At 70.7% G+C, this 23,429-nt stretch carries 20 protein-coding genes and 1 tRNA gene; 15 read left to right on the plus strand and 6 right to left on the minus strand.

Annotation, left to right across the window (positions count from 1 at the left end; genetic code table 11):
- Positions 1-385: 385 nt before the first annotated feature.
- Complete coding sequence (locus HZS55_RS02730) at positions 386-1,573, plus strand: mandelate racemase/muconate lactonizing enzyme family protein (protein ID WP_179910224.1); 1,188 nt, start codon at positions 386-388, stop codon at positions 1,571-1,573.
- An 87-nt stretch (positions 1,574-1,660) separates the two neighbouring features.
- Positions 1,661-2,077, plus strand: a complete 417-nt coding sequence (locus HZS55_RS02735) for a hypothetical protein (protein ID WP_179910225.1) — start codon at positions 1,661-1,663, stop codon at positions 2,075-2,077.
- 4 nt (positions 2,078-2,081) lie between these two features.
- Here the strand turns inward: HZS55_RS02735 and HZS55_RS02740 are convergent, their stop codons facing one another.
- The 4 genes from HZS55_RS02740 to HZS55_RS02755 form a co-directional block, all read right to left on the minus strand.
- Positions 2,082-2,474, minus strand: coding sequence for a type II toxin-antitoxin system VapC family toxin (locus HZS55_RS02740; RefSeq protein ID WP_179910226.1), 393 nt, complete (start codon positions 2,472-2,474; stop codon positions 2,082-2,084).
- On the minus strand, positions 2,475-2,711 hold the full coding sequence (locus HZS55_RS02745) for an antitoxin VapB family protein (protein ID WP_179910227.1): 237 nt from the start codon (positions 2,709-2,711) through the stop codon (positions 2,475-2,477).
- Positions 2,712-2,760: 49 nt separating this feature from the next.
- Positions 2,761-3,717, minus strand: coding sequence for a mannonate dehydratase (locus tag HZS55_RS02750; RefSeq protein ID WP_179910228.1), 957 nt, complete (start codon positions 3,715-3,717; stop codon positions 2,761-2,763).
- Positions 3,718-3,826: 109 nt separating this feature from the next.
- Entirely contained in the window at positions 3,827-4,408 is a 582-nt protein-coding gene (locus HZS55_RS02755) for a hypothetical protein (RefSeq protein ID WP_179910229.1), read from the minus strand.
- 91 nt (positions 4,409-4,499) lie between these two features.
- Between HZS55_RS02755 and HZS55_RS02760 the strand changes: the two genes are divergently transcribed.
- From HZS55_RS02760 to HZS55_RS02770, 3 genes are read left to right on the plus strand one after another with little or no spacing between them, the layout of a single operon-like run.
- On the plus strand, positions 4,500-5,765 hold the full coding sequence (locus HZS55_RS02760) for a four-carbon acid sugar kinase family protein (RefSeq protein ID WP_179910230.1): 1,266 nt from the start codon (positions 4,500-4,502) through the stop codon (positions 5,763-5,765).
- A gap of 1 nt (position 5,766) precedes the next feature.
- On the plus strand, positions 5,767-6,858 hold the full coding sequence (gene pdxA / locus HZS55_RS02765) for a 4-hydroxythreonine-4-phosphate dehydrogenase PdxA (protein WP_179910231.1): 1,092 nt from the start codon (positions 5,767-5,769) through the stop codon (positions 6,856-6,858).
- On the plus strand, positions 6,858-8,168 hold the full coding sequence (locus tag HZS55_RS02770; RefSeq protein WP_179910232.1) for a DUF362 domain-containing protein: 1,311 nt from the start codon (positions 6,858-6,860) through the stop codon (positions 8,166-8,168). The genes pdxA and HZS55_RS02770 overlap by 1 nt, the downstream gene beginning before the upstream one ends.
- Positions 8,169-8,207: 39 nt before the next feature.
- Here HZS55_RS02770 and HZS55_RS02775 read toward each other — a convergent pair whose 3' ends face one another.
- On the minus strand, positions 8,208-8,621 hold the full coding sequence (locus HZS55_RS02775) for a cupin domain-containing protein (RefSeq protein WP_179910233.1): 414 nt from the start codon (positions 8,619-8,621) through the stop codon (positions 8,208-8,210).
- Between the two features lie 195 nt (positions 8,622-8,816).
- Between HZS55_RS02775 and HZS55_RS02780 the strand changes: the two genes are divergently transcribed.
- The 3 genes from HZS55_RS02780 to HZS55_RS02790 all read left to right on the plus strand — a co-directional run bounded on the left by HZS55_RS02780 (position 8,817) and on the right by HZS55_RS02790 (position 12,428).
- Positions 8,817-9,650, plus strand: coding sequence for a phosphoenolpyruvate hydrolase family protein (locus tag HZS55_RS02780; protein ID WP_179910234.1), 834 nt, complete (start codon positions 8,817-8,819; stop codon positions 9,648-9,650).
- 31 nt (positions 9,651-9,681) lie between these two features.
- Positions 9,682-10,899, plus strand: coding sequence for a Tm-1-like ATP-binding domain-containing protein (locus HZS55_RS02785; RefSeq protein ID WP_179910235.1), 1,218 nt, complete (start codon positions 9,682-9,684; stop codon positions 10,897-10,899).
- A gap of 323 nt (positions 10,900-11,222) precedes the next feature.
- On the plus strand, positions 11,223-12,428 hold the full coding sequence (locus HZS55_RS02790) for an inorganic phosphate transporter (RefSeq protein WP_179911771.1): 1,206 nt from the start codon (positions 11,223-11,225) through the stop codon (positions 12,426-12,428).
- A gap of 88 nt (positions 12,429-12,516) precedes the next feature.
- Here the strand turns inward: HZS55_RS02790 and glmM are convergent, their stop codons facing one another.
- Positions 12,517-13,893 (minus strand): phosphoglucosamine mutase, encoded by a 1,377-nt coding sequence (glmM, locus tag HZS55_RS02795; RefSeq protein WP_179910236.1) that lies wholly within the window; start codon positions 13,891-13,893, stop codon positions 12,517-12,519.
- A 183-nt stretch (positions 13,894-14,076) separates the two neighbouring features.
- Here glmM and pyrE point away from each other — a divergent pair, with 183 nt between their 5' ends.
- From pyrE to HZS55_RS02830, 7 genes are all read left to right on the plus strand, one after another.
- Positions 14,077-14,634, plus strand: a complete 558-nt coding sequence (gene pyrE / locus HZS55_RS02800) for an orotate phosphoribosyltransferase (protein ID WP_179910237.1) — start codon at positions 14,077-14,079, stop codon at positions 14,632-14,634.
- A 276-nt stretch (positions 14,635-14,910) separates the two neighbouring features.
- Positions 14,911-16,902: a threonine--tRNA ligase gene (thrS, locus tag HZS55_RS02805; RefSeq protein ID WP_179910238.1), complete on the plus strand. Its 1,992-nt coding sequence runs from the start codon at positions 14,911-14,913 to the stop codon at positions 16,900-16,902.
- 183 nt (positions 16,903-17,085) lie between these two features.
- Entirely contained in the window at positions 17,086-19,137 is a 2,052-nt protein-coding gene (locus HZS55_RS02810; RefSeq protein WP_179910239.1) for a DEAD/DEAH box helicase, read from the plus strand.
- A 110-nt stretch (positions 19,138-19,247) separates the two neighbouring features.
- Positions 19,248-20,117 (plus strand): CehA/McbA family metallohydrolase, encoded by an 870-nt coding sequence (locus HZS55_RS02815; RefSeq protein WP_179910240.1) that lies wholly within the window; start codon positions 19,248-19,250, stop codon positions 20,115-20,117.
- Positions 20,118-20,200: 83 nt separating this feature from the next.
- On the plus strand, positions 20,201-22,075 hold the full coding sequence (locus HZS55_RS02820; RefSeq protein ID WP_179910241.1) for an SLC13 family permease: 1,875 nt from the start codon (positions 20,201-20,203) through the stop codon (positions 22,073-22,075).
- Between the two features lie 90 nt (positions 22,076-22,165).
- Positions 22,166-22,238, plus strand: a tRNA-Pro gene (locus HZS55_RS02825).
- 606 nt (positions 22,239-22,844) lie between these two features.
- On the plus strand, positions 22,845-23,390 hold the full coding sequence (locus HZS55_RS02830) for a hypothetical protein (RefSeq protein ID WP_179910242.1): 546 nt from the start codon (positions 22,845-22,847) through the stop codon (positions 23,388-23,390).
- Positions 23,391-23,429 lie beyond the last annotated feature (39 nt).

The raw sequence follows: 23,429 nt of genomic DNA on the forward strand, positions 1-23,429 counted from the left end.
GTCACGAACGTTAGTCAAGATCCGGCCGCGATAACTGGACGGCCGTGCGTCGGGTTATCGTGGCACTGTGGGTGGGGGACGGTCACGTGGATCGTCGCCAGTGGCGCCACTCGGTGGCGCTCGCGCCGTTTCGTCGTTCGACTACGACGGGTTCGACCGGTGTTGTATCTCGAGAGACAGGTCGACGCGGCGGCGGCGAGGGCGAGCGACGAGCGCGGTGGGCGCGGGCGAGCGCGGGGCGGGGGGTCGGCGGGCGGCCAGCGAGGGGAACGACGCGGGCCGTTCGCCGGGCGGCGGAAGGACTCTCCGGGAGTGGGCGGGAGACGCGACAGGTGGCTGATGGGACGCCCCGACGTTGATTACGGAGGCCTCGAAAGGGGGCGCTATGACCGACGTGGAGATCACGGACGTACAGGCGACACAGGTCGACGCGGACTGGACGTGGACGTTCGTCCGCATCTATACGGACGCGGGCGTGACGGGCACCGGCGAGTGTTACTGGGGCCCGGGCGTCGGCGATATCGTCGAGGACTCCGCCGAGTGGCTGGAGGGCGAGGACCCCCGCGATATCGAGCCGCTGGTCCACAGTCTCTACGAGATCCACTCGGCGACGGGGTCGCTGGCGGGCGCGACCGTCAGCGCCATCTCGGGCATCGACATCGCCCTGCACGACCTGGCCGGCAAGCTGGAGGAACAGCCGGCTTACCGACTCCTGGGCGGAGCCTACCGCGACGAGGCGCGGATCTACGTGGACTGTCACGCCGGCGCGCACCTCGGCGGCGCCTTCGAGGGCGCGAAACAGGACGAACACGACCGGGACATCTACGCGCCCGAGAGCTACGCCGAGGCCGCCGAGCTGGTCGTCGAGGAGGGCCACGACGCCATCAAGTTCGACCTCGACGCGAGCAAGCGCTACGAGAAAGACAGACACAACCGCCACCTCAACGCCGAGGCCATCGACTACAAGGCCAGCGTCGTCGAGGCGGTCACCGAGCGGGTCGGCCACGACGCCGACGTGGCCTTCGACTGCCACTGGAACTACGCGGGCGACAGCGCCCGGCGGCTGGCCGCCGCCGTCGAGGACTACGACGTGTGGTGGCTCGAAGACGTCGTCCCGCCCGAGAACCTGAAGGTACAACGGGAGGTCACGCAGGCCACCGACACCACCATCTGCGCCGGCGAGAACGTCTTCCGCACCCACGGCGTGCGCGACATGGTCGAGCGACAGGGCATCGACGTGCTCCAGCCGGACATGCCGAAGTTCGGCGGCATGCGCGAGACGGTCAAGGCCGCGAACCTCGCCGACGACTACTACATCCCGCTCGCGCTGCACAACGTCTCCTCGCCGCTGGGGACGATGGCCGGCGCCCACGTCGGCGTCTCCGTCTCGAACTTCCTCGCGCTGGAGTGGCACGGCCGCGACGACCCCGACTGGGACACCTTCGTCGAGGAGGACGTGATCGAAGGCGGTTCGATCCCCGTCTCTGACGAACCGGGTCTGGGCGTCACGCTCGATCTCGACGCCGTCGAGGAGCACATGAAAGACGGCGAGACGCTCCTGGACCCCGCGTGAGGACCCGCGCCGGCGCGGTCTGACGCCGCTCGCCGCACGTCCCGTTAGCCGCACGACTTTTTCCCTCGGCGGTCGTAGCGACCGCGTATGAACCGACCGCTCCTGCACCGGCTGCTCTCGGTCGCGCTGGGCGTCGCGACGGGCGGCGGGCTGTGGTTGTTCGACGCGAATCCCGGTATCGCCGGGGCCGCCGGCGCCAGCGTGCTCGTCCTCGGACTCGTGACGGGCCGGATCGTTCGCACCCACCCGGAGTTCACGAGTTCGAGCGGCCGCTGGCAGGACAGCAAGTGGACCGCGGCCGGACAGTTCTTCGTGATCGTCGTCGCCTTCCAGGCCGTCTTCTCCGCGGCCGTCGACCTCCCCGACCAGATCGGACTCCACGTCGTCGTCCTCGCCACGTACATGGTCGGCTACTTCGTCGGTGGCCTCGACGCGCTGGAACGGGGCGGTCGGGACGCCGCCCGCGAGGGGTCGGCGGGCGCCGTCGACCCCGCGGACGACTGAGCGGTTAGTACGTCTCGACGTCGACGCCCGGTAGTCGTTCGAAGTCGGCGGCGTTGCGAGTGAGGACTGGCTCGTCGACGACGACCGCCGTCGCGCCGATGATCACGTCGCCGTCGGCCACAGTGTTCCCGTCGGCGGCCAACTCGCCGGCCAAGCGTCCGGCTTTCCGCATCACTGCGGTGTCGGCGGGATGGATCGGCTTCGATTCGAGGACCGTTTCGATCTCCTCGCGTTCGGCTTCGGATTGATCCGCTCGGCCGATGCCGTAGTAGAGTTCGAACAGCGTCATCGACGAGATCCGCTGCTGGACGAGGTTCGTTTCCAGTGTTCGCGCCCGCTCGACCGCCCCGTCGTCTCCGTTCAGCAGGTCGATGAGAAACGCGGTGTCGAGCAACACTCACGACTCACCTAACTTGTCGGCAACGGCGTCGAGGTCCCGACTGCGGCGCTCGCGCCGCTCGGCGACGGCCTCCCGAAGCACGTCGGCCTCCTCGTCGGAGAGGACGCCTGCGATGTCCAGCAGCGAGCGCTCGCCGGCCAGTCGGAGCACCACATCGGAGAACGTCTCGTCCTCGCGCTTGTGCGCGGCGAGACGCGCGTAGGCGTCTTCCGAGAGTCGGATACTCTTGGACATGTGCATACGGTCGTATGCAGCGAGCAAAAGCCCTTCGCTGCCCCGACTGCTACTCCCCGCCCATCGACCGATACTGGTCGCGCAGCCCCTTCAGATACCCCACGGCGAACAGCCGGCCCTTGTCGTGATACCCCGGCGAGGCGTTGTCCTCGCCGGCCATCGTCGGGCAGTGGTCCGGCCGCAGCGGCCCGTCGAAACCGATCTCCTCGTAGGCCCGGATCGCCGCGGCCATGTCGGTCGGTCCCTCGTCGTGCCACACCTCGGTGAACGACTCGGCGGTCCCCGCCACGTCCCGGAAGTGCGCGAAGTGGATCCGCTCGTCGAACTCCCGAATGGGCGCCGGTACGTCCGCGCCCATCGCCGCGAAGTTGCCCTGACAGAGCGTGACCCCGTTGTACGCCGAGTCGTACAGGTCCATCGCGCGCCGGTAGGCCGCCGGGCTCGTGACGACGCGCTCGACGCCGCGAATCGGCGAGTGGGGCGGGTCGTCAGGGTGGAGCGCGAGTTTGACGCCGGCCTCCTCGGCGACGGGGACGACCTCCTCGAGGAAGTGTTCGAGATTGGCCCACAACTCGGCCTCGCTGGCGCCACGGAGTTCGGGGCCGCGGTCCATCTGGTCGTGGTCGTAGCGGGTGACGAGCGACCCGCCGCGACCGCGCACCGACCGCGACGTGCGGAGCACCTTCAGCGGCGCCATCCAGACGTAACACCACACGTCGATGCCGACCCGCCCCATGTTCCGCAGCAGCGTCTTGACGGTCTCGATCTGCTCGTCGCGGCCCTCCCGGCCGAGGATGGCGTCGTCCAGCGGTGGCCGGTCCTCGATCACGGCCAGGTCGAGCCCGGCGTCGGCGAACCGATTTTTCAGTTCGAGCAGCGGTTCGAACGCCCAGGGGTCGCCGTCGGCGCCGCGCGGCAGTCCCGAGACGGCCCGCGAGAGTCCCATCTGTTTCGCGAGGTCCCACCGTTCGGTGGGCTCGGTCGACATGAAGACGGTGTAGTCCACGTTCCCGCCTGCGACCGGCGGGGCAAAACCGTTCGGTTGGTCGCGGTCGCTCCGGTTTCAGCGGACGCGAGCGGGGGTCGTTCGGCACGCCCCCGGCGTTGACGGGTCGCTACGCGGTGTCCTCGGAGACGCGCTCGGCGAGGTAGACGTCGGCGTCGGGGTTCTGGTCGGCGTCCTGGACGATGTCGCCGCGGTCGCCGGCGGCGGTCAGCGCCTCCCGCGCGGTCGGGCGGTCGACGCCGCCCACGAGCTGGAGCGCCTGCAGGACGGCCGGTTTCGGCACGCCCTGACCGGGACCGCCCAGCGCCAGGTCGTCGAGGTACTCGGGCTCCTCGTCCTGGATGAAGGCGACGTACTCGGTGACATCGGTCGACCCGCCGAGCTCCTCGTGCCACAGCTTCGGGAAGAGACTGATCCGGTGGTCGTCGACGTCGTCGCCGATCTCGTAGTAGCCGCCGCCCGCCCAGCGGTCGGCGTCGGTGGTGTGCTCGTCCACGTCGGCGAGGAACGCCTCGGCGTCGAAGGCGTAGTCGTCGCGCGCTTCGAGTTCCGCCGCGTAGGCCTCGATAGTCTCGGGCTCGACGCCCACCCCGTCGTGGTGGCGCTCGATCAGCTCGACCAGGTCGCGCCCGCCCATCGACTCCCCCTCGCGGACCGCCTCCTCGACGGCCGCCCGGTTCGGTTCGGTCACGTCACCGGTTCGGTCTTCGGGCGAATAAGTCGCCGGCCGGCGAGCGAAGGTCGACGGACCGGTTAAGTGCGAGCGAGCGGAAGCCACGCCAATGCCGAACGCGCTGGTCGTCGCCGACGACCTGACGGGAGCGATGGACACCGGCCACGGCTTCGCCGCCCGCGGGCGGGAGGTTCGGGTCCGCCGGTCGGCCGACGCCGGTCGCGCCGACACCGACGCCGGATCCGACGTGCTCGTCGTCGACACGGACACCCGCGACGCCGACCCCGAGACGGCCGCCGCGGCGGTGACCCGCGCGGTCGAGAGCCACCCCGCCGACCTCGTCTACGAGAAGGTCGACTCGACGCTGCGGGGGAACGTCGTCGCCGGGGTCGACGGGGCCGTCGCCGCCGCGGGCACCGACCTCGCCGTCGTCGCGCCGGCGTTCCCGGCGACCGGCCGCACCACCGAAGGCGGGCGCCACTTCGTCGACGGGACGCCGCTGGCCGAGGCGGGCTACGGCGTCGCCGACTCCGACCTCCGCGAGTACTTCGCCGCCTCGGAGTACCGCGTCACGCGCCTCGACATCGACACCGTTTCGACCGGCGCGGCGGCCGTCGCGGAGCGTCTCGCCGACCGCGCCGCGGGCGACCGGCCGGCGCTCGTCGTCTGCGACGCCCGGACCGACGACCACCTCGAAGCGATCGCGGCGGGCGCGGCGTCGCTGGACGAACCGGCGCTGTACGTCGGCAGCGGCGGGCTCGCGGCTCACGTCGGCGTGCCGGGCGACCCGCCCGAGGGGGCGGCGGGAAGCGCGGACCCGGCGGCCGATCCGAGGAGCGCGGGCGTCCTCGGCGTCGTCGGGAGCGTCAACGAGCGAACGCTCGATCAGTTGGGGACGGTCGACGACGACGCGCTCGTCCGGTTGGACCCCGCGGCGGCCGTCCGCGAGCCCGAGCGCGCGGGCCGCGCGGCCGCCGAATCGCTCTCCGCGCTGCTCGATTGGCGGGGGCGGGCGGTCGTGACCGCCGCGACGGATGCCGAGGACGTGCGTGCGGCCGAGCGGGCGGCCGGCGAGATGGGCGGGGACGCGACGGCCGCCGACCGGGTCGCGACCGCGCTGGCCGCCGCCGCGCGGGCGACCGTCGAGGCGTCCCCGCCGGCGGGACTCGTCCTCACGGGCGGCGACACCGCGGGGGCGGTCCTCGACGCGCTCGACGCCGAGGCCATCGATCTCGCGGGTGAGGCGGTCGCGGCGGGCGTGCCGATCGGAACGGTCGCGACCGGGCCGGCGACGGGGACGCGGGTGGCCACGAAGGCCGGCGGCTTCGGAACGGAAAGGGCCATCCTCAACTGTCTGGACGCGGTGGGTCGGTAGCATGGAGCGACCGACCGTCGCCGTGACGATGGGCGACCCCGCCGGCGTCGGCGCCGAGGTAGTCGTCGAAGCGTACCCGGCCCTGTGCGACGCCGCGACGCCGCTCGTCGTCGGCGACGCCGACGTGATGCGTGCGGCCGTCGAGATCTGCGAGGCCGACCTGGCCGTCGAGGCCGTCGACTCGCCGACTGCGGCGAGCGCCGACCCCACGACCGTCCCGGTGATAGACCTGGACAACGTCGACGCCGCAGCGCTCGAATATGGGGAGGTCCGCGAGGACTACGGCGCGGCGAGCCTCGAATACGTCGAGCGCGCCATCGAGCTGGCGACCGACGGGGCCGTCGACGCCATCGCGACCGCGCCGATCAACAAGCAGGCGACTCGCTGTGCCGGCAGCACCTACGCCGGCCACACGGGGATGCTCGCCGACTACACCGACACCGACGAGTACGCGATGATGCTCGTCGAGGGGCTGGGCGAGGCCGCCGACGGGAGCGTCGACGCGGACCTGATCGTCACCCACGTCAGCACCCACGTCCCGCTGACCGAGGCGTGCAACAAGGTGTGTCGCGGGCGCGTGCGGACGACGATCGACGTGACCCACGAGGGGCTGCGCGACCTGGGGATCGAGGAGCCGACCATCGCCGTCGCGGGGCTGAACCCCCACGCCAGCGACGGCGGCATCCTCGGCATCGCCGAGGGCAGCGAGATCGAACCCGCGGTCGACGACGCCCGCGCCGACGAGCTGGACGTGTACGGGCCCGAATCCCCGGACACCGTCTTCGCGCAGGCGGCCGGCGGCGCCTACGACTGCGTCGTCGCGATGTACCACGACCAGGGCCACATCCCGATCAAGATGCTCGGATTCGCCAGCGACGACGCCGTCTCCGGCGTCAACGTCACCGTCGGCCTGCCGATCGTCCGCACGAGCGTCGACCACGGCACCGCCTTCGACATCGCCGGCGAGGGCGTCGCCAGCGAGAAGAGCATGGTCGACGCCGTCGAAGTCGCCGCACGCATCGCCCGCAACCGCGCCGGACGCGACGCGCGCGCCCCCGACGAGTCCCCCGCCCCGGACGCCGGGAGCGACTGATGGACGTCGAGTTCCCCGACGGGGACGCGTTGGCCGACTGCAACGACCACACCGTCGACGACCTGCCCGAGTTCGCCGTCGCACACCGCGAGCGCGACCCCGAATCCGTCGACGACGTGGCGGCGGCCGCTCGCGAGGCTGTCGACGCGATCGCGGCGTTCGACGGGCTGGACGAGGGATCCGAAGTCGCGATAACGGCCGGGAGCCGCGGGATCGAGGACGTGCCGGCGGTCCTCGCGGCGGCGGTCGACCGGCTGTCCGAGCGGGGGTTCGAGCCGTTCGTGATCCCGGCGATGGGGAGCCACGGCGGCGCGACCGCCGACGGCCAGCGCGAGACGCTCGCGGCGCTGGGGATCACCGAGGAGACGCTCGGCTGTCCGATCCGCTCGTCGATGGCCGTCGAGGCGGTCGGCGAGGACGACCTGGGCCGGCCGGTCTACGCCGCCGTCGACGCCCTCGACGCGGACGCCGTCCTGCTCGCAAACCGCGTCAAACCGCACACCGACTTCCGCGGGGACGTGGAGAGCGGCCTCGCGAAGATGGCCGTGATCGGCCTCGGCAAACACCGCGGGGCCGAATCGCTGCACAACGCCGCCATCGCGACGGAGTTCGCCGACGTGATCGCCGATCGATACGAGGTGTTGCGCCGGGAGACGCCGGTCGTCGGCGGGATCGCGCTCGTCGAGAACGCCCACCACCGCGCCGCGCGGATCGAAGGGATCGACGCGGCGGCCGTGCTCGACCGCGAGCCCGAACTGCTCGCGCTCGCTCGCGACCACCTCGCGACGCTCCCGGTCGACGACCTGGATCTCCTCGTCGTCGACGAGATGGGCAAGGACAAGTCCGGCACCGGGATGGACACGAACGTCCTCGGGCGCTACGACTTCCACGGCGAGGCCGAGCCCGACAGTCCCTCGATCACCCGCGTCTACGCCCGCTCGCTGACGGAGGCCTCCCACGGCAACGCCGTCGGGATGGGCCTCGCGGACTTCGTCCACCGGGATCTGGTCGCCGCCGTCGACTTCGCGGACACCTACGTCAACATCGTCACCAGCGGCGAGCCCCGGCGGGCGAAGCTCCCGTTCGTGGTGCCGGACGACGCGACCGCCCTCCTGCTCGCCGCCTCGACGACGGGCGTCGCCGACCCCGCCGAGTTGCGCGTCGCGCGTATTCCGAGCACGATGGACCCCGACTCGCTGGTCGTCTCCGAACCGGTCGCCGCCGAGTTGCGCGACCGGCCGGACGTGACCGTCGGTCCGCCGGCCCCGCTCGAACTGTCGGACGGAACGCTCGAAGCGGACCCGTACTGAGGACGCGACCGCTCGCCGGCCGAGTTCGGATCGCGGGCGTCAGTCCTCGCGCGTCGGAGTCTCGCCGGGCGGGAGGACCTCGCACTCGGGCATCTCGGCCAGTTCGGACTCCGGACCCGGCGGCGCGTAGACCGCGAGCAGTTTCAGCGTCTCCCAGCCGGTGTTCTGCGTCCCGTGCTCGACCCCTTCGGGGATGTAGACCATCTCGCCGGCGCCGACCTCGCGCGTGTCGCCGTCGACGGTCTGCTCGCCCTCGCCCGCGAGGAAGTAGAGGATCTCGTCGCTGTCGGGGTGTTCGTGGAGGTCGTGGCCCTCCCCAGGTTCGAGCTGGACGACGCCCGCGCTCAGCCGCTCGGAGCCGTTCACTTCGGGCGTCGCCATCCACTTGAGCGTCCCCCAGTCGAACTGCTGTGTCGATACGTCGCCGCCCTCGACGAAGTGCTCGTCTGCCATTGTCGCGTGCGAACCGTTCGCATCGTCGTCGCTTATGCGTTCGTACCTGTCAGGTTTCGCATCTGATTCGCGGACCGACGGATTCGGGAACCACCTCGAAGGTATCCGGATCCCGCCGTCTCGCCGGGGCTGGGGCCGGACTGGATACCTCCCCGACATCTTGATTAGGTCGTTGGTCGTCTGTCGAACCATACCATGGAATTCAGCCGTGCGGACTCCCTGGCGCGACTCGAATCGGTCGTCGAGAGCGGCGAACCAGTCATCGGCGCGGGCGCCGGAACGGGGATCTCGGCGAAGTTCGCCGAGCGCGGGGGCGTCGACCTGCTGATCATCTACAACTCCGGGCGCTACCGGATGAACGGTCGCGGGTCGCTGGCGGGCCTGCTGCCCTACGGCGACGCCAACGAGATCGTCGTCGAGATGGGTCACGAGGTGCTGCCGGTCGTCGAGGACACGCCCGTCCTCGCCGGCGTCAACGGGACGGACCCCTTCCGCGACATGGGCGTGTTCATCGAGGACCTCAAACGTCGGGGGTTCTCCGGCGTCCAGAACTTCCCGACGGTGGGACTCATCGACGAGGACAGCGGCTTCCGCCAGAACCTCGAGGAGACGGGGATGGGCTACGACGAGGAGGTCGAGATGATCCGCGAGGCGAGCGACCAGGGGATGCTCACCTGTCCGTACGTCTTCAACGAGGACCAGGCCCGCGCGATGACCGAGGCCGGCGCCGACGTGGTCGTCTCGCACATGGGCCTGACCACGTCGGGCGACATCGGCGCCGAGACCGCGCTCGACCTCGAGACGGCCGCCGAGCGCGTCCAGGCCCACTGCGACGCCGCCAAGGAAGTCAACGAGGACGTGATGGTCATCTGCCACGGCGGCCCGATCGCCTGGCCGGACGACGCCGAGTACGTCCTGAACAACACCGAGGGCGTCGTCGGCTTCTTCGGCGCGTCGAGCATCGAGCGCCTGCCCACCGAGGGGGCCATCGAGAACCAGGCCCGCGAGTTCAAGGAGATCGACTTCTGATGGCCCCCCACAGCTTCGGGAGGTGGCGACCGTGAGCGTCGTGATCGTCGGCACGCTCGACACGAAAGGCGAGGAGATCGCGTTCGCCCGCGACGTGATCGAAGCCCAGGGGCTCGATATCCACGTCGTCGACGTGGGCGTCGTGGGCGACCCGGCGTTCGACCCGGACACGGCCGCGAGCGAGGTCGCCGAGGCCGCCGGGACGACGCTCGCGGCGCTGCGCGAGGCGGGCGACCGCGGCGCGGCCATCGAGACGATGGGCGATGGCGCGGCCGCGGTCGCCACGCGGCTTCACGACGAAGGAGTCCTCGACGCGGTCCTCGGTCTCGGCGGGTCGGGGAACACGTCCATCGCGACCGCGGCGATGCGGGAGTTGCCCGTCGGGGTCCCGAAGGTGATGGTCTCGACGATGGCCTCGGGCGACACCGAACCGTACGTCGGCGCCCGCGACGTCATGATGCTGTACTCGGTCGCCGACATCGAGGGGTTGAACCAACTCTCGCGGCGAGTCATCTCGAACGCCGCGCTCGCGGTCGTCGGGATGGTCGAAAACGAACCGGACGTCGAGGTCGAGGACCGGCCGACGGTCGGCGTCACGATGTTCGGCGTCACAACGCCCTGCGTCCAGACCGCCCGCGAGTACCTCGAAGACGCGGGCTACGAGGTCATCGTCTTCCACGCCACCGGGACCGGCGGCCGCGCCATGGAGTCGCTGATCGAGGAGGGCGTCGTCGACGGCGTCCTCGACGTCACCACGACTGAGTGGGCGGACGAACTCGTCGGCGGCGTCCTGAGCGCGGGGCCCGAGCGCCTCGACGCCGCCGCCGAGGCGGGGATCCCGCAGGTCGTCTCCGTCGGCGCGCTGGACATGGTGAACTTCGGCCCCCGCGACTCGGTCCCCGCGGAGTTCGAGGGGCGGCGGTTCCACGTCCACAACCCGCAGGTGACGCTCATGCGGACGACGCCCGAGGAGAACGCGGACCTCGGTGAGATACTGGCGGAGAAGCTGAACGCGGCGACGGGGCCGACGGCGCTCGCGCTCCCGCTGGGCGGCGTCTCGATGCTCGACGTCGAGGGCGAGGAGTTCCACGATCCGGAGGCCGACGCGGCGCTGTTCGACGCGCTCCGGGCGGGGCTCGACGACGGCGTCGAACTGGTCGAGGTCGACACGGCGATCAACGACGAGGCGTTCGCGCGGACGATCGCCGAGCGGCTGGACGAGTCCATGCGCGAGGCCGGCGTCGTCTGACGGGGGACCGGCCCACTCGCCGTCGTCGGGCGACCACCGCAGTTCGAGGGTGACCGGGTCGGTGACGAACGGGAGCCGCGACTCGTCGGTCTCGACCTCGACCGTATCGGGCGGGGGGAGGTCGACCGACTCGCCGTCGACGGGCGGGGCAAAAGGCTCTCCGCCGCGGTCGACCCCGCTCGACCGCCCCGGGGTCGGCGATGTCGGCGCGAACGTTTATTCGCGCACCGACACAACGTGTCGTCCATGATCGGGTCGTCCGCCGACAGGGGGTCGTTCACCGCCGAGTGGGGACCGTTCGTCGCCGACAGGGGGTCGTGAACGTGGTCGCCGTCGGCTTCTGGGCGCTGGTCGTCCTCGCGACGGTCGTGAGCCTCGGCACCGCCTGGACGCTGGGCGCCAACAGCAACTCCCCGCCGTTCGCCCCGGCCATCGGCGCCAACGCCATCTCGACGATGCGCGCCGCCTTCCTCATCGGCATCCTCGCCGCCGCCGGCGCGCTCACGCAGGGCGGATCCATCTCCGAGACCGTCGGCGCCGGCCTCATCGACGGCGTCGCGATCACGTCGCTGGCCGCCACGGCGGGCCTGCTCACCGCCACCGCGTTCATGGCCTTCGGCGTCTACAGCGGCTACCCCGTCCCCGCCGCCTTCGCGACGACGGGCGCGATGGTCGGCGTCGGCCTCTCGCTGGGCGGCGACCCCGCCGTCGGGACCTACCGCCAGATCGCGACCTTCTGGGTGCTCGTCCCGCCCGTCTCGGGCGGCCTCGCGTATCTCACCGCGACGATCCTCCGCCGCGACGACATCCCCGAGACCGTCGGCGTCCCGCTGCTGGCGGCCGTCGTCGGCGCCATCGTCGCCAACGTGCAGTTGAGTGTCATCCCGTCGGGCCCCGACGCCACGCAGAACTCGCTGGCCGGCCTCGGCGCGGATCTGGTTGGGCTGTCGCCGGTCGCGGGGGTCGAACCGACCGTCGCCGTCGTGACGGTCGCCTTCGCCGCGCTGAGCTTCCAGTTCATCCGCCGGCGGACCCAGGACTCGGTCGACAAGGGGATCCGGACGTTCCTCGTCGTCCTCGGGAGCGTCGTCGCCTTCTCCAGCGGCGGGAGCCAGGTCGGGCTGGCCACCGGCCCGCTCGAGAACCTCTACGGCGCCGAACTGGGGCTGCCGGGGATCGTCCTGCTGGCCATCGGCGCCGTCGGCATCCTCGGCGGCGCCTGGATGGGCGCGCCGCGACTCCTCCAGGCGACCTCCCGGGAGTACGCCTCGCTGGGCATCCGCCGGTCGATCGCCGCGCTGGTCCCGGGATTCGTCATCGCCCAGCTCGCCATCGCCCTGGGGATCCCCATCTCGTTCAACAACATCATCATCTCCGGCGTCATCGGCGGCGGCCTCGCGGGCGGGTCGGCCGGCGTCTCCCGCCGGAAGATCGGCGTGACGCTGGCGTTCTGGATCGTCACCCTCGTCTCCTCGATCGCCGTCGGGTTCGGCCTCTACCGGGTGTTCGAAGCGGTTCTAGGCGGCTGACGCAGGTCCGGCGGGAACGCGGCGCTCGCCGTCGAAGCGCGGACCGGAGTCCCGGGGTTCGACACGAAACGGAGGGGGAAGCCGCAAGTTAGTCGACGCGGATCCCGGAGACGGCGTCGTGGAGCCGGTCGGCCAGATCCGCGGCGCGGTCGGCCGAGCGAGCCTCGGCGTACACGCGGACGACGGGCTCGGTCCCGGAGGGGCGGGCGAGCGTCCAGCCGTCGCCGTAGTTGAGGCGGTAGCCGTCGGTGGTGTCGAGTTCGGCGACGGACTCCTCGGCGGCGCGCTCGATGGCGTCGAGCATGGCCTCCCGTTGGCGCTCGCTGTCGTAGGCCACGTCGCGCCGGACGTTCACGTAGTCGTCGTAGCGGGCGACCACGTCGCTCGCGGGCTCGCCGCGGCGGGCCAGCAGTTCGCAAAAGCGCGCGGCGGTGTAGGCGCCGTCGCGGGCGATCCGGTAGCCGGGAAAGAGGATGCCGCCGTTGCCCTCGCCGGCGACCGGGACGGACTCCCCGGTCGCCAGGAGGTCGCGGATGCGCGAGACGATGTAGGTCGACCCGATGGGCGTCAGGGAGAGCTCCGCGCCGGCCGCCTCGACCACGTCGACGAGGCGCTGGGAGGCGTTGACGGCGGAGACGACGGTGTCGCCCTCGCCGAGAGCGTCGGCGGCCAGCGCCGCGAGTGCGGCGCCGCCCTCGACGTGGTCGCCCCGCTCGTCGACGAAGATGGCGCGGTCGGCGTCGCCGTCGTGGGCGACCCCCAGGTCGGCGTCCGTGGCGCGGACGAATCGCCGGAGGTCGCCGAGGTTACTCTCGACGGGCTCGGGGTCGCGGCCGGGGAAGTGGCCGTCGGGCTGGGCGTGGATCGTCCTGACGCGACAGCCCAGCCGCCGGAAGAAGTCGGGGCTGGTGACCGCGCCGGCGCCGTGGCCGGGGTCGACGGCGACGGTCAGGTCGGCGTCGGCGACGGCGTCGCGGTCGACCGCGGCGAGGAGTTCGTCGACGTAGGCGCGGGCGGCGCCGTCGACCGAGCGGCTCCGCCCGGTCTCGTCCCAGGCGACGCGGCGGGGGGCCTCGTCGAGCAGCCGCGACTCGATGGCTTCGAGGCGTTCGCGCGGGAGCTCGACGCCGTCGGCGCCGACGAGCTTGATGCCGTTGTACTCGGGGGGGTTGTGCGAGGCGGTGACCATCAGGCCGGGGACGCCCTCCCGTTCGGCGTAGGCCTGGAGCCCGGGCGTGGGGACGACGCCGAGGCGGTCGACGGAGACGCCGACGCTGGCGAGGCCGCTGGCGACGGAGTCGACGAGCATCGGGCCGGTCCGACGGGTGTCGCGGGCGACGGCCACGCGGTCGACGCCCCCCGCGCGCCAGACGGTCCCCGCCGCCTGCGCCACGTCCGTGGCGTCGCCCGGCGTGAGGTCGTCGTTGACCACGCCGCGCACGCCGCTGGACCCGAAGACCCTCATTGGGGACTAGTCAGCGGTCCGGCCGCATAGTGGTTCCGGAGCGCGACGGGCGGCTGCCGCGGCGCCGTCACAGGCTGTGGCTTGCCCTCGCAAGCGGCCTCGCGACCGGCTTCGACCCCGGCCGCGTCGTCACCGCCGACACGTATCGAATCGGCTAAACCGCCGGGTGCCGACACCGGAGGTATGGACACCCAGGGACTCATCGACGCGCTCCGGGCGGCCGACGCCGTGAAGTTCGGCGAGTTCGAGCTCTCCCACGGCGGTACCTCGAACTACTACGTCGACAAGTACCTCTTCGAGACCGACCCCGACTGCCTCGAAGCGATCGGCGAGGCGTTCGCCGACCACCTCGCGGCGACGACCGACGGCGAGACCAAACTCGCCGGCGTCGCGCTGGGCGCCGTCCCGCTGGTCGCGGTCACGAGCGTCGAGTCGGCCAGTCCCTACGTCATCGTCCGCAAGCAGCAGAAAGAGTACGGCACCGCCAACCTCGTCGAGGGCGAGCTCGCCGACGGCGAGGAGGTCGTGGTGCTGGAGGACATCGCGACGACCGGCCAGAGCGCCGTCGACGCCGCCGAGGCGCTCCGGGAGGCCGGCGCCGTCGTGAATCGGGTACTCGTCGTCGTCGACCGCGAGGAGGGCGCCGCCGAGAACCTCGCCGAGCACGACCTCGAACTGGAGTCGCTCGTGACCGCGTCGAACCTGCTCGACGACGCCCCCGAGGACGTCGACGCGGCCTGACGCCGACGAGTCGATCCGCAGCCTGTCGGTTGCCGCGAAATTCGCCGGCCGGCCGACGGCGGTGTCCGGCCGCGACGCGCCTGGTAATGACTCGCACGGTCAGAACAGGTCGGCGCACGTCACAACGCTTTTATCCGAAAGCGCGTTAGCGGAGAGCAAGATGGCAGGTGACTGCTTTACACGCGGGCCTCCCGCCCCATAACCAGTCACTGCCATGTTCTCGCGCTCGACGCTCGCTGCCCGACAGCGGTGCGTGGCGCGGTGGAGGCAGATGACATGTCACAGCAGGAATCCTCAGTCACGGTGGAACTGCCCGATGGAAGCACGCTCGACGTTCCGTCGGGCGCCACAGTCGAAGACGTGGCCTACGAGATCGGTCCGGGGCTCGGAAGCGACACCGTCGCCGGCAAGCTCGACGGCGAGCTCGTCGCCAAGGAGGCGCCGGTCTACGACGACGCACGCGTGGAGATCGTCACCCCCTCGGCCGACGAGTACCTGCAGGTGATGCGCCACTCCGCCGCACACGTCCTCGCGCAGGCGATCCTCCGGGAGTACCCCGACGCCAAACTGGCCACCGGTCCGCCCACCGAGGAGGGGTTCTACTACGACTTCGACGGCATCGACGTCGACGAGGGCGACTTCGACGAGCTGGTCGCCGAGATGGAGGCCATCGTCGACGAGGACCTCGACATCGAGCGCGAGGAGGTCTCGCTCGACGAGGCCCGCGAGCGCGTCGCCGGCGACCCCTACAAGGAGGAGATCCTCGAGGATCTGGCCGCGGGCGACCGCGGCGCCGACGACGACATCGAGACCGTCTCCTTCTACAGCCAGGGCGACTTCTCGGACCTCTGTGCCGGGCCGCACGTCGCCTCCACCGGCGAGATCGGCGCTATCGACCTGCGAGAGATCGCCGCCACCAACTGGCGCGGCGACGAGGACCAGCCGCGACTCACCCGCGTCTACGGCACCGCCTTCGGCTCGGAGTCCGACCTGGAGGACTACTGGGAACGCAAGGAGGAGGCCGAGCGCCGGGACCACCGCCGCATCGGCCGCGAGATGAACCTCTTCTCCATCCCGGAGCACTCCCCGGGCTGCGTCCACTTCCACCCCGACGGGATGGCGATCCGCCGGGAGCTGGAGGACTACATCCGCGGGAAGAACGACGATCTCGGCTACGAAGAGGTGTGGACGCCCGAACTCAACAAGGTCGACCTCTGGAAGACCTCGGGCCACTACGAGCACTTCTGCGAGGAGGACGAGATGTTCCACTGGGACCAGGCCAGCGCCCGCACCGAGGGCGACGAGGCCGACGAGTACGGCCTCAAGCCCATGAACTGCGCCAACCACGTCCACCTCTACCAGCGCGAACGCCGCTCCTATCGCGAGCTCCCGAAACGCTACTGCGAGTTCGGCACCTGCTACCGCAACGAGCGCTCCGGCGAACTCTCCGGGATGCTCCGGGTGCGAGGGTTCACCCAGGACGACGGCCACGCGTTCGTGACTCGCGACCAGATCCAGGGCGAGGTCACCCGCACGCTCGAGGTCATCGACGAGGTGCTGGCCGACTTCGGCCTCGACGTGACGTTCAAGCTGGAGACCCAGCCCGACGACTCCTTCGGCGACGACCAGCTGTGGGAGCGCGCCGAGAGCGACCTGCGGAGTTCGCTCGACGCCCTGGGCGAGGGCTACGCGGTCGAGGCCGGCGAGGGCGCCTTCTACGGCCCGAAGATCGCCGCCGACGCCGAGGACGCCATCGGCCGCGAGTGGACCGTCGGCACCGTCCAGTTGGACTTCGTCCAGCCCGACCGGTTCGACCTCGTCTACGTCGGCGAGGACAACGAGGAACACACGCCGGTGATGATCCACCGCGCGCTGCTGGGGACGTTCGAGCGGTTCATGGCTGTCATGATCGAGCACTTCGCGGGCCGGTTCCCGCTGTGGCTCGCGCCCGAGCAGGTGCGCGTGCTCCCGCTGAACGAGGAGGTGCTGGGCTACGCCCACCGCCTGCGCAACGACTTCGAGGAGAGCGGCTTCCGCGCGACCGTCGCCGACGGCGACGACACGCTCCAGCGCAAGATCCGCGCCGCCCACGACGAGAACGTCCCCTACATGTGCATCGTCGGCCCCGACGAGGAGGAGGCGGGCACCGTCTCGGTGCGCGACCGCGCCGAGCGCGAGGCCCGTGACGTGGACCCCGAGACCTTCCGCGAGCACCTCCGCGCGGAGCGCGAGGAGAAGCGGCTCGAACCGGACTTCCTCGACGACTAGGTCGACACCGCACGCTCTTCTCCCGCCCAGTCCCGCGCAGCGAGCGCGACCGGACCGCGTCGAGGCGACGCGAGTCCACCGTGCTGGGACGGAGGCCCGTCCGACGGGAGCGACCGTCGGCGGAGCGGCGTCGGGTCGTCACAGTCCGAACGGCTCAAATACCTGCCGAACCGACAGGGGACCGTGTCACAGCAGGTCGGCGAGGTCGGGACGCTGTTCCTCCACGAGTACGGCGACGACGTGCGCGTCGCCGTGGTCAAAGAGGGCGAGCGGCGCCTGCACGCGATACTGGAACTCAAGGAGACCGACGCCGGGCCGCGGCCGGCGCGACTCCGCGTGAAACAGGGCGCCAGCGAGGAGCCCCGCCCGCCCGACCTGTTCGTCGAACTCGCCCGCTCGGCCTCGCGCATCCGCATCTCCGAGCAGACCTCCCCCGCCGTCCGCGGCCGGCTCCAGGAGCTGCTCGACGCCTACCAGCTGGAGGCCAAGGCCGTCCGCACCTGCCGCTACTGCGCCAGCGAGGGGCAGTACTCCCCCGTCACCTCCGAGACGGCCATCGAAGCCGACGGCGAGTACATCTGCCCCGACTGCGCGAAGGCCGAACTCGACCGCGAACTCGCCTACAAGGGCGAGATCACCAGCGGCGCCCGCGACCGGCTCTACGATCTGCTCACCGAGGTCCAGGACCTCGAACGCGTCTCGAACCTCCTCAAAGGCGACCTGGACCCCGACCTCACGAAGTTCGACGAGATCTCGGCGACCGTCGACGAGGTCGACCCCGTCCCCGTGGACTCGCTGGATCTCCACCCGGGCATCCAGGACCACCTGGAGGGGCGGTTCGACACGCTCCTCCCCGTCCAGAGCCTCGCCGTCGAGAACGGCGCCACGGAGGGCCGAGACCAGCTGGTCGTGTCCGCGACGGCGACCGGGAAGACGCTCATCGGCGAGATGGCCGGGCTCGACCGGGTGCTCAACGGGAAAGGGAAGATGCTCTTTCTCGTCCCGCTGGTGGCGCTGGCCAACCAGAAACACGAGTCCTTCGAGGAGCGCTACGGCGACATGGTCGACGTGTCGCTGCGGGTGGGCGCCAGCCGTATCAACGACGGCGGCGGCCGCTTCGACCCCGGCGCCGACGTGATCGTCGGGACCTACGAGGGGATCGACCACGCGCTCCGGACCGGCAAGGACCTGGGCAACATCGGTACCGTGGTCATCGACGAGGTCCACACCCTCGGCGAGGACGAACGGGGCCACCGCCTCGACGGGCTCATCTCCCGGCTCAAGTACTACTGCGGCGAGCGCGCGGACAACCACAGCACCGACGGCACCCAGTGGATCTACCTCTCGGCGACCGTCGGCAACCCCGGCGACCTCGCGGAGAAGCTGCGCGCCCAGCTCATCGAGTTCGAGGAGCGACCCGTCCCGATCGAACGCCACGTCACCTTCGCGGACGGCCGCGAGAAGATGCAGATAGAGAACAAGCTCGTCAGGCGGGCGTTCGACACGAAGTCGTCGAAGGGGTATCGCGGGCAGACCATCATCTTCACCAACTCCCGGCGGCGCTGTCACGAGGTCTCCCGGAAGCTGGAGTACGACTCGGCGCCGTACCACGCGGGACTAGACCACCGCCGGCGCAAGAAAGTCGAGGGGATGTTCGCCGACCAGGACCTGGCGGCCGTGGTCACCACGGCGGCGCTGGCGGCGGGCGTCGACTTCCCCGCCTCGCAGGTCGTCTTCGACTCGCTGGCGATGGGCATCGAGTGGCTCACCGTCCAGGAGTTCCACCAGATGCTCGGCCGCGCGGGCCGGCCGGACTACCACGACAAAGGGACCGTCTACGTCCTCGTCGAGCCCGACGGCGCGTATCACAACAGCCAGGAGATGAGCGAGGACGAGGTGGCGTTCAAGCTCCTCAAGGGGGAGATGGACCCCGTCGTCACCCGCTACGACGAGGGCGCGGCCGTCGAGGAGACGCTCGCCAACGTCACCGTCGGCGGGAAACACGCCAAGCGGCTCAACGAGCGGATGATCGGCGAGGTGCCGACGACACACGCCGTCGGGAAGCTGCTGGAGTACGAGTTCATCGACGGGCTGGAACCGACGCCGATGGGCCGGGCGGTCACCTCACACTTCCTCTCGCCCGACGACGCGTTCCTGCTGCTCGACGGCATCCGGAAGGGCGACGACCCCTACGACATCGTCGGGACGATGGAACTGCGCGACGACGAGCGGTGACGAACGCGGACGGAACGGTGACAGATCGCGGTAGGGCGAGCGTACTCCGTGGTAGCTCGCCGCACGCGAGCGCCCACAGACTTATCCTCGTGGACGGCCTGGAGTAGGCAATGACTGCCGGAACCGGAACCGACCCGACCCGGACGATCACCCTGGACGCCCACGTCCACACCGACGCCTCCTACGACTGCTCGACGGCGCCCGAGCGCGTCGTCGACGCGGCGCTGTCGGCCGGCCTCGACGCCGTGGCGATCACGGACCACGACGCCGTCGACGGCGCGCGCCGCGCGGTCACGGCTGCCGAGGGGACCGACCTGCTGGTCGTCCCGGGCGTCGAGGTGTCCACGGCCGAGGGGCACCTCCTCGCGCTCGGCGTCGACCGGGCGCCCGCGCCCGACCGGCCGTTCGCCGAGACGGTCGAGACCGTCCGGTCGGCCGGCGGCGTCGCGGTCGTCCCCCACCCCTTCCAGGTCAGCCGCCACGGCGCCCGCCGAGCGGCGATGGCCGACTGCGAACTCGACGGCGTGGAGACGCGCAACGCCGTCGCCGTCACCGGCTACGGGAACCGGCGCGCCCGTGCCTTCGCGGCGAGCGAGGGCTACCCGACGGTCGGCGGCAGCGACGCCCACCGCCCGGGCCTGATCGGGCGGGCGTTCACGAGCGTCACGCTCCCCGCGGGCGTCGACTGGACGACCATGACGGCCGCGGACGTGCTGGCGGGGATCCGCGCGGGCGACGCCGCCGCACAGGGGACCATCACGACGCCCGTCGAGTTCGCGACGACCTACGCGTGGCACGCTCGCGACACGGCCGCGACGGCGGTCGACTCCGCCCGGACGGCCACGGCGACCGGGCGCTCGGCGGCCGGCTCCCACCCCGCGGTCGGTGCCGGTGCGGTACTCGGCTCCGCGCTGTTGCTCGGCTCGCGCGCGGGGCGCTTCGGTCGCGTCCCGAGACGGATCGCCGGCCGCGTCCGGTAACCGGCCCGCTCCCGGCCGACCCCCGCGTCGCACCGCACGGGCGATGAGTGGCCTTTTTCCCGTCTCACCGCAACAATTCGGACGTGCCATTCGGGATCACCGCCGGCGCGACCTTCGTCTTCCTCGTCATCCTCGCCGCGCTGATCCTCTTCGCCACCGAACCCGTCCCCGTCGACATCACCGCTATCGGCGTCCTCGTCGCCCTACTGCTCGTCGAACCGCTGTCGGCGACCGCCGCCGACTGGGGCCTGCTCGCCGAGCCGCTGGTCGTGTTGAGCGACCCCGCCGAGGGCGTCTCGGCCACCGAGAACGGTCTCTCCGGGTTCGCCAGCTCGGCGACGCTGACCGTCCTCGCCATGTTCGTCCTCTCGGAGGGCGTCCAGCGCACGGGCGTCGTCCAGATCCTCGGGTCGAAGATCGCCGCCGTCACCCGCGACAGCGAGTCCCGCCAGCTCGGCGCCATCATCGGCGTCGTCAGCCCCATCTCGGGGTTCATCAACAACACCGCCGCCGTCGCCATCCTCCTGCCGATGGTCACCGACCTGGCCCACGAGGGGAAGACCTCCCCCTCGAAACTGCTCATCCCGCTGTCGTACGCCTCGATGTTCGGCGGGATGCTCACGCTGATCGGCACCTCGACGAACATCCTCGCCTCCGAGCTCTCCGGCCGGCTCATCGGCCGGACGTTCACCATGTTCGAGTTCACGCAGCTGGGAGTCGTCGTCTCGATCGTCGGCGCGGCGTACCTGCTGACGGTCGGCCGCTGGCTGACGCCCGAGCGCATCCCCGTCGCGCGTGACCTCACCGCCGAGTTCGAGATGGGCGAGTACCTCACCGAAGTCGTCGTCCGCGACGACTCGCCGCTCGTCGGACGGACCGTCAGAGACGCGCTCCGCGAGACGGACTTCGACATCGACCTCGTCCAGTTGATCCGCGGCGACCGGGCGTTCACCGAACCGCTCGACCCGAAGACGATCCAGGCCGGCGACGTGTTCGCGGTACGGACCGACCGCGACACGCTCGTGGAGATCTCCGACGCCGAGGGGCTCGACCTCCTCCCCGAAGTCGAAGTCACCGAGGCCGAACTCGAAGAGCCCAACGAGCGCGACAACCTCGTCGAAGTCGTGATCGCGCCGGGGTCGAACCTCGTCGGCGAGACGCTCCGGACGACCAACTTCCGCCAGCGCTACGACGCGACCGTCCTCGCCCTGCGGCGCGGACAGGAGCTGTTCCGCCAGCGCATGGACGACGTGCGCCTCCGCGTCGGCGACACCCTCCTGATCCAGGGGCCGCCCGACAGCATCGAACGCCTCAACGTCAACCGCGACTTCATCGTCGCCCAGGAGATCGACCGCCCCGACTACCGCCGCTCGAAGATCCCCGTCGCCATCGGCATCGTCGGCGCCGTCGTCGGCGTCGCCGCCATCGGCGTCCTCCCCATCGTCGTCGCCGCGCTGACCGGCGCCCTGTTGATGGTCCTCACCGGCTGTCTCAAGTCGACGGAGGTGTACGACGCCGTCCAGTGGGACGTGATCTTCCTACTCGCCGGCGTCATCCCGCTCGGCATCGCCCTGGAGAACACCGGCGGCGCCGACCTGATCGCCGACCTGGTCGTCCAGTCGGCCACGTTCCTCCCCCCGCTGGGCGTGCTCGCCCTGATGTACCTCGTCACCGCCCTCCTCACGAACATCATCAGCAACAACGCCAGCGTCGTCCTCATGATCCCCGTCGCCGTCGAGGCCGCCCGGCAGCTCCGCGTCGAGACCTTCTCCTTTATCCTCGCCGTCACCTTCGCGGCCTCGACGGCCTTCATGACCCCCATCGGCTACCAGACCAACCTCTTCGTCTACGGCCCCGGCGGCTACCGCTTCTCCGACTACCTCAAAGTGGGGACGCCGCTCCAGCTCATCTTCGCCGCCGTCACGACGCTCGGTATCTACGCGTTCTGGGGGCTGTGAGAGTCCGTCCGCGGCTGACGGCGCACTGACGAAAGCGACGGCGGGCCGCAACGAAACGCTTTACCCTGCGTCGCACCGAATATGGAACGCGGGATCGTGGGGTAGCTTGGTAACCTTCAGCGTTTGGGACGCTGTACCCCCAGTTCAAATCTGGGCGATCCCATCTCTCTTCCCGTCCGTGTCGACCTCGACGTGCGGAGTACGACATCCTCGCGGACGCGGACGGGACGACCGTCCGGCTGGGCGCCGAAACGGGATAGGTCGAAGACGGCCGAATTCGAGAAGCGCTAGCCCACTAAACCCGAAACCACGCGAGTCGACAGAGATAGATTCGACCGACTCCGCTCAGACCCTCTCGTTGCGCGAGTAGCCGCAAGTGGTACAGTAGTACTTCTTCGGCCCGTCTTGCACGAGTTCGGCCGAACAGTCCGGACACGTCTTTTCGCCTGAGGATTGCCCTTGACCCGACATCAAGTCTGTGTCATCGATTCACACACAAAAATACATCGGAGGGTTATCACGGCGCGAAACAACCGACGAAGGGGCGAACGGACGATCAGTTCCCCCGATATTGAGGGCAGTGATTGATACTGTGGTGGCCCCTACTGCCGAGTGGCCGAGGGGCGCTCGGCCGCGGGGCGGACAGCGAGGGCGACCGTACCTCTGGTATCTCCTACCCTCCGATATCTCTCTCCGGAATCTGCGGGCGGTCCGCGCTCCTAACTGGTTTGGCCGTGTGCATTTTACGTACGAGGGACTCCCTAGAAGTATGAATCCCGCACGCGGCGACCGACCCGTCACTGGGATCGAGGTGAGCGGGGAGTGGGTCCGGGCGGTCGTCGCCGGCGTGGAGAAGTTCTCGGCCGACTCGCGGGAGTCGGCGCTGCTCGTACTCGAAGCGGCCGGCCTCGCCGACGCCGAACCCGGGGAGTGGTACGCGCTCGCGGGCTACGTCGACGCCGTGGCGGACATCCACGACATCGTCGGCGACCAGGCCGTCCACGCGCTCGGCCAGCGCATCGCCCGGGCGGTGTCGTTCCCGGACGGCGCCGGGAGCGTCCCGGCGGGACTGACGGCGCTCGACGACGTGTGTCGCGCCGGCCACCGCGGCGGCGACCCCGGTGGCTACGCGTTCCGTCAGATCGGCGACGAGGACGGTCGCGTCGAGTGCCGGACGCCGTACCCCTGCGTGTTCGACCGCGGCATCGTCGAAGGGGCCGCCGTCGCCCACGCCGACGGCTTCGTCTGCGTCTGCGAGGTCGGCGCCTGCCGGACCGACGGCGCGGACCGATGCACCTACGAAGTAAGTTGGTGAGCGCGCGACTGCGAGGGCCTCGCCGACCGGGGGGTTCAC

This window comes from Halosimplex rubrum, from assembly GCF_013415885.1.
In the GTDB taxonomy this organism is placed as follows: domain Archaea; phylum Halobacteriota; class Halobacteria; order Halobacteriales; family Haloarculaceae; genus Halosimplex; species Halosimplex rubrum.

Bases quoted from the DNA above. Each gene is read 5' to 3' on its own strand.
- HZS55_RS02830 (WP_179910242.1), top strand. From the start codon at position 22,845: ATGAATCCCGCACGCGGCGACCGACCCGTCACTGGGATCGAGGTGAGC.
- HZS55_RS02770 (WP_179910232.1), top strand. From the start codon at position 6,858: ATGGACGTCGAGTTCCCCGACGGGGACGCGTTGGCCGACTGCAACGAC.
- pdxA (WP_179910231.1), top strand. From the start codon at position 5,767: ATGGAGCGACCGACCGTCGCCGTGACGATGGGCGACCCCGCCGGCGTC.
- glmM (WP_179910236.1), bottom strand. From the start codon at position 13,893: ATGAGGGTCTTCGGGTCCAGCGGCGTGCGCGGCGTGGTCAACGACGAC.
- HZS55_RS02735 (WP_179910225.1), top strand. From the start codon at position 1,661: ATGAACCGACCGCTCCTGCACCGGCTGCTCTCGGTCGCGCTGGGCGTC.
- HZS55_RS02780 (WP_179910234.1), top strand. From the start codon at position 8,817: ATGGAATTCAGCCGTGCGGACTCCCTGGCGCGACTCGAATCGGTCGTC.
- HZS55_RS02760 (WP_179910230.1), top strand. From the start codon at position 4,500: ATGCCGAACGCGCTGGTCGTCGCCGACGACCTGACGGGAGCGATGGAC.
- thrS (WP_179910238.1), top strand. From the start codon at position 14,911: ATGTCACAGCAGGAATCCTCAGTCACGGTGGAACTGCCCGATGGAAGC.
- HZS55_RS02730 (WP_179910224.1), top strand. From the start codon at position 386: ATGACCGACGTGGAGATCACGGACGTACAGGCGACACAGGTCGACGCG.
- pyrE (WP_179910237.1), top strand. From the start codon at position 14,077: ATGGACACCCAGGGACTCATCGACGCGCTCCGGGCGGCCGACGCCGTG.
- HZS55_RS02815 (WP_179910240.1), top strand. From the start codon at position 19,248: ATGACTGCCGGAACCGGAACCGACCCGACCCGGACGATCACCCTGGAC.
- HZS55_RS02775 (WP_179910233.1), bottom strand. From the start codon at position 8,621: ATGGCAGACGAGCACTTCGTCGAGGGCGGCGACGTATCGACACAGCAG.
- HZS55_RS02745 (WP_179910227.1), bottom strand. From the start codon at position 2,711: ATGTCCAAGAGTATCCGACTCTCGGAAGACGCCTACGCGCGTCTCGCC.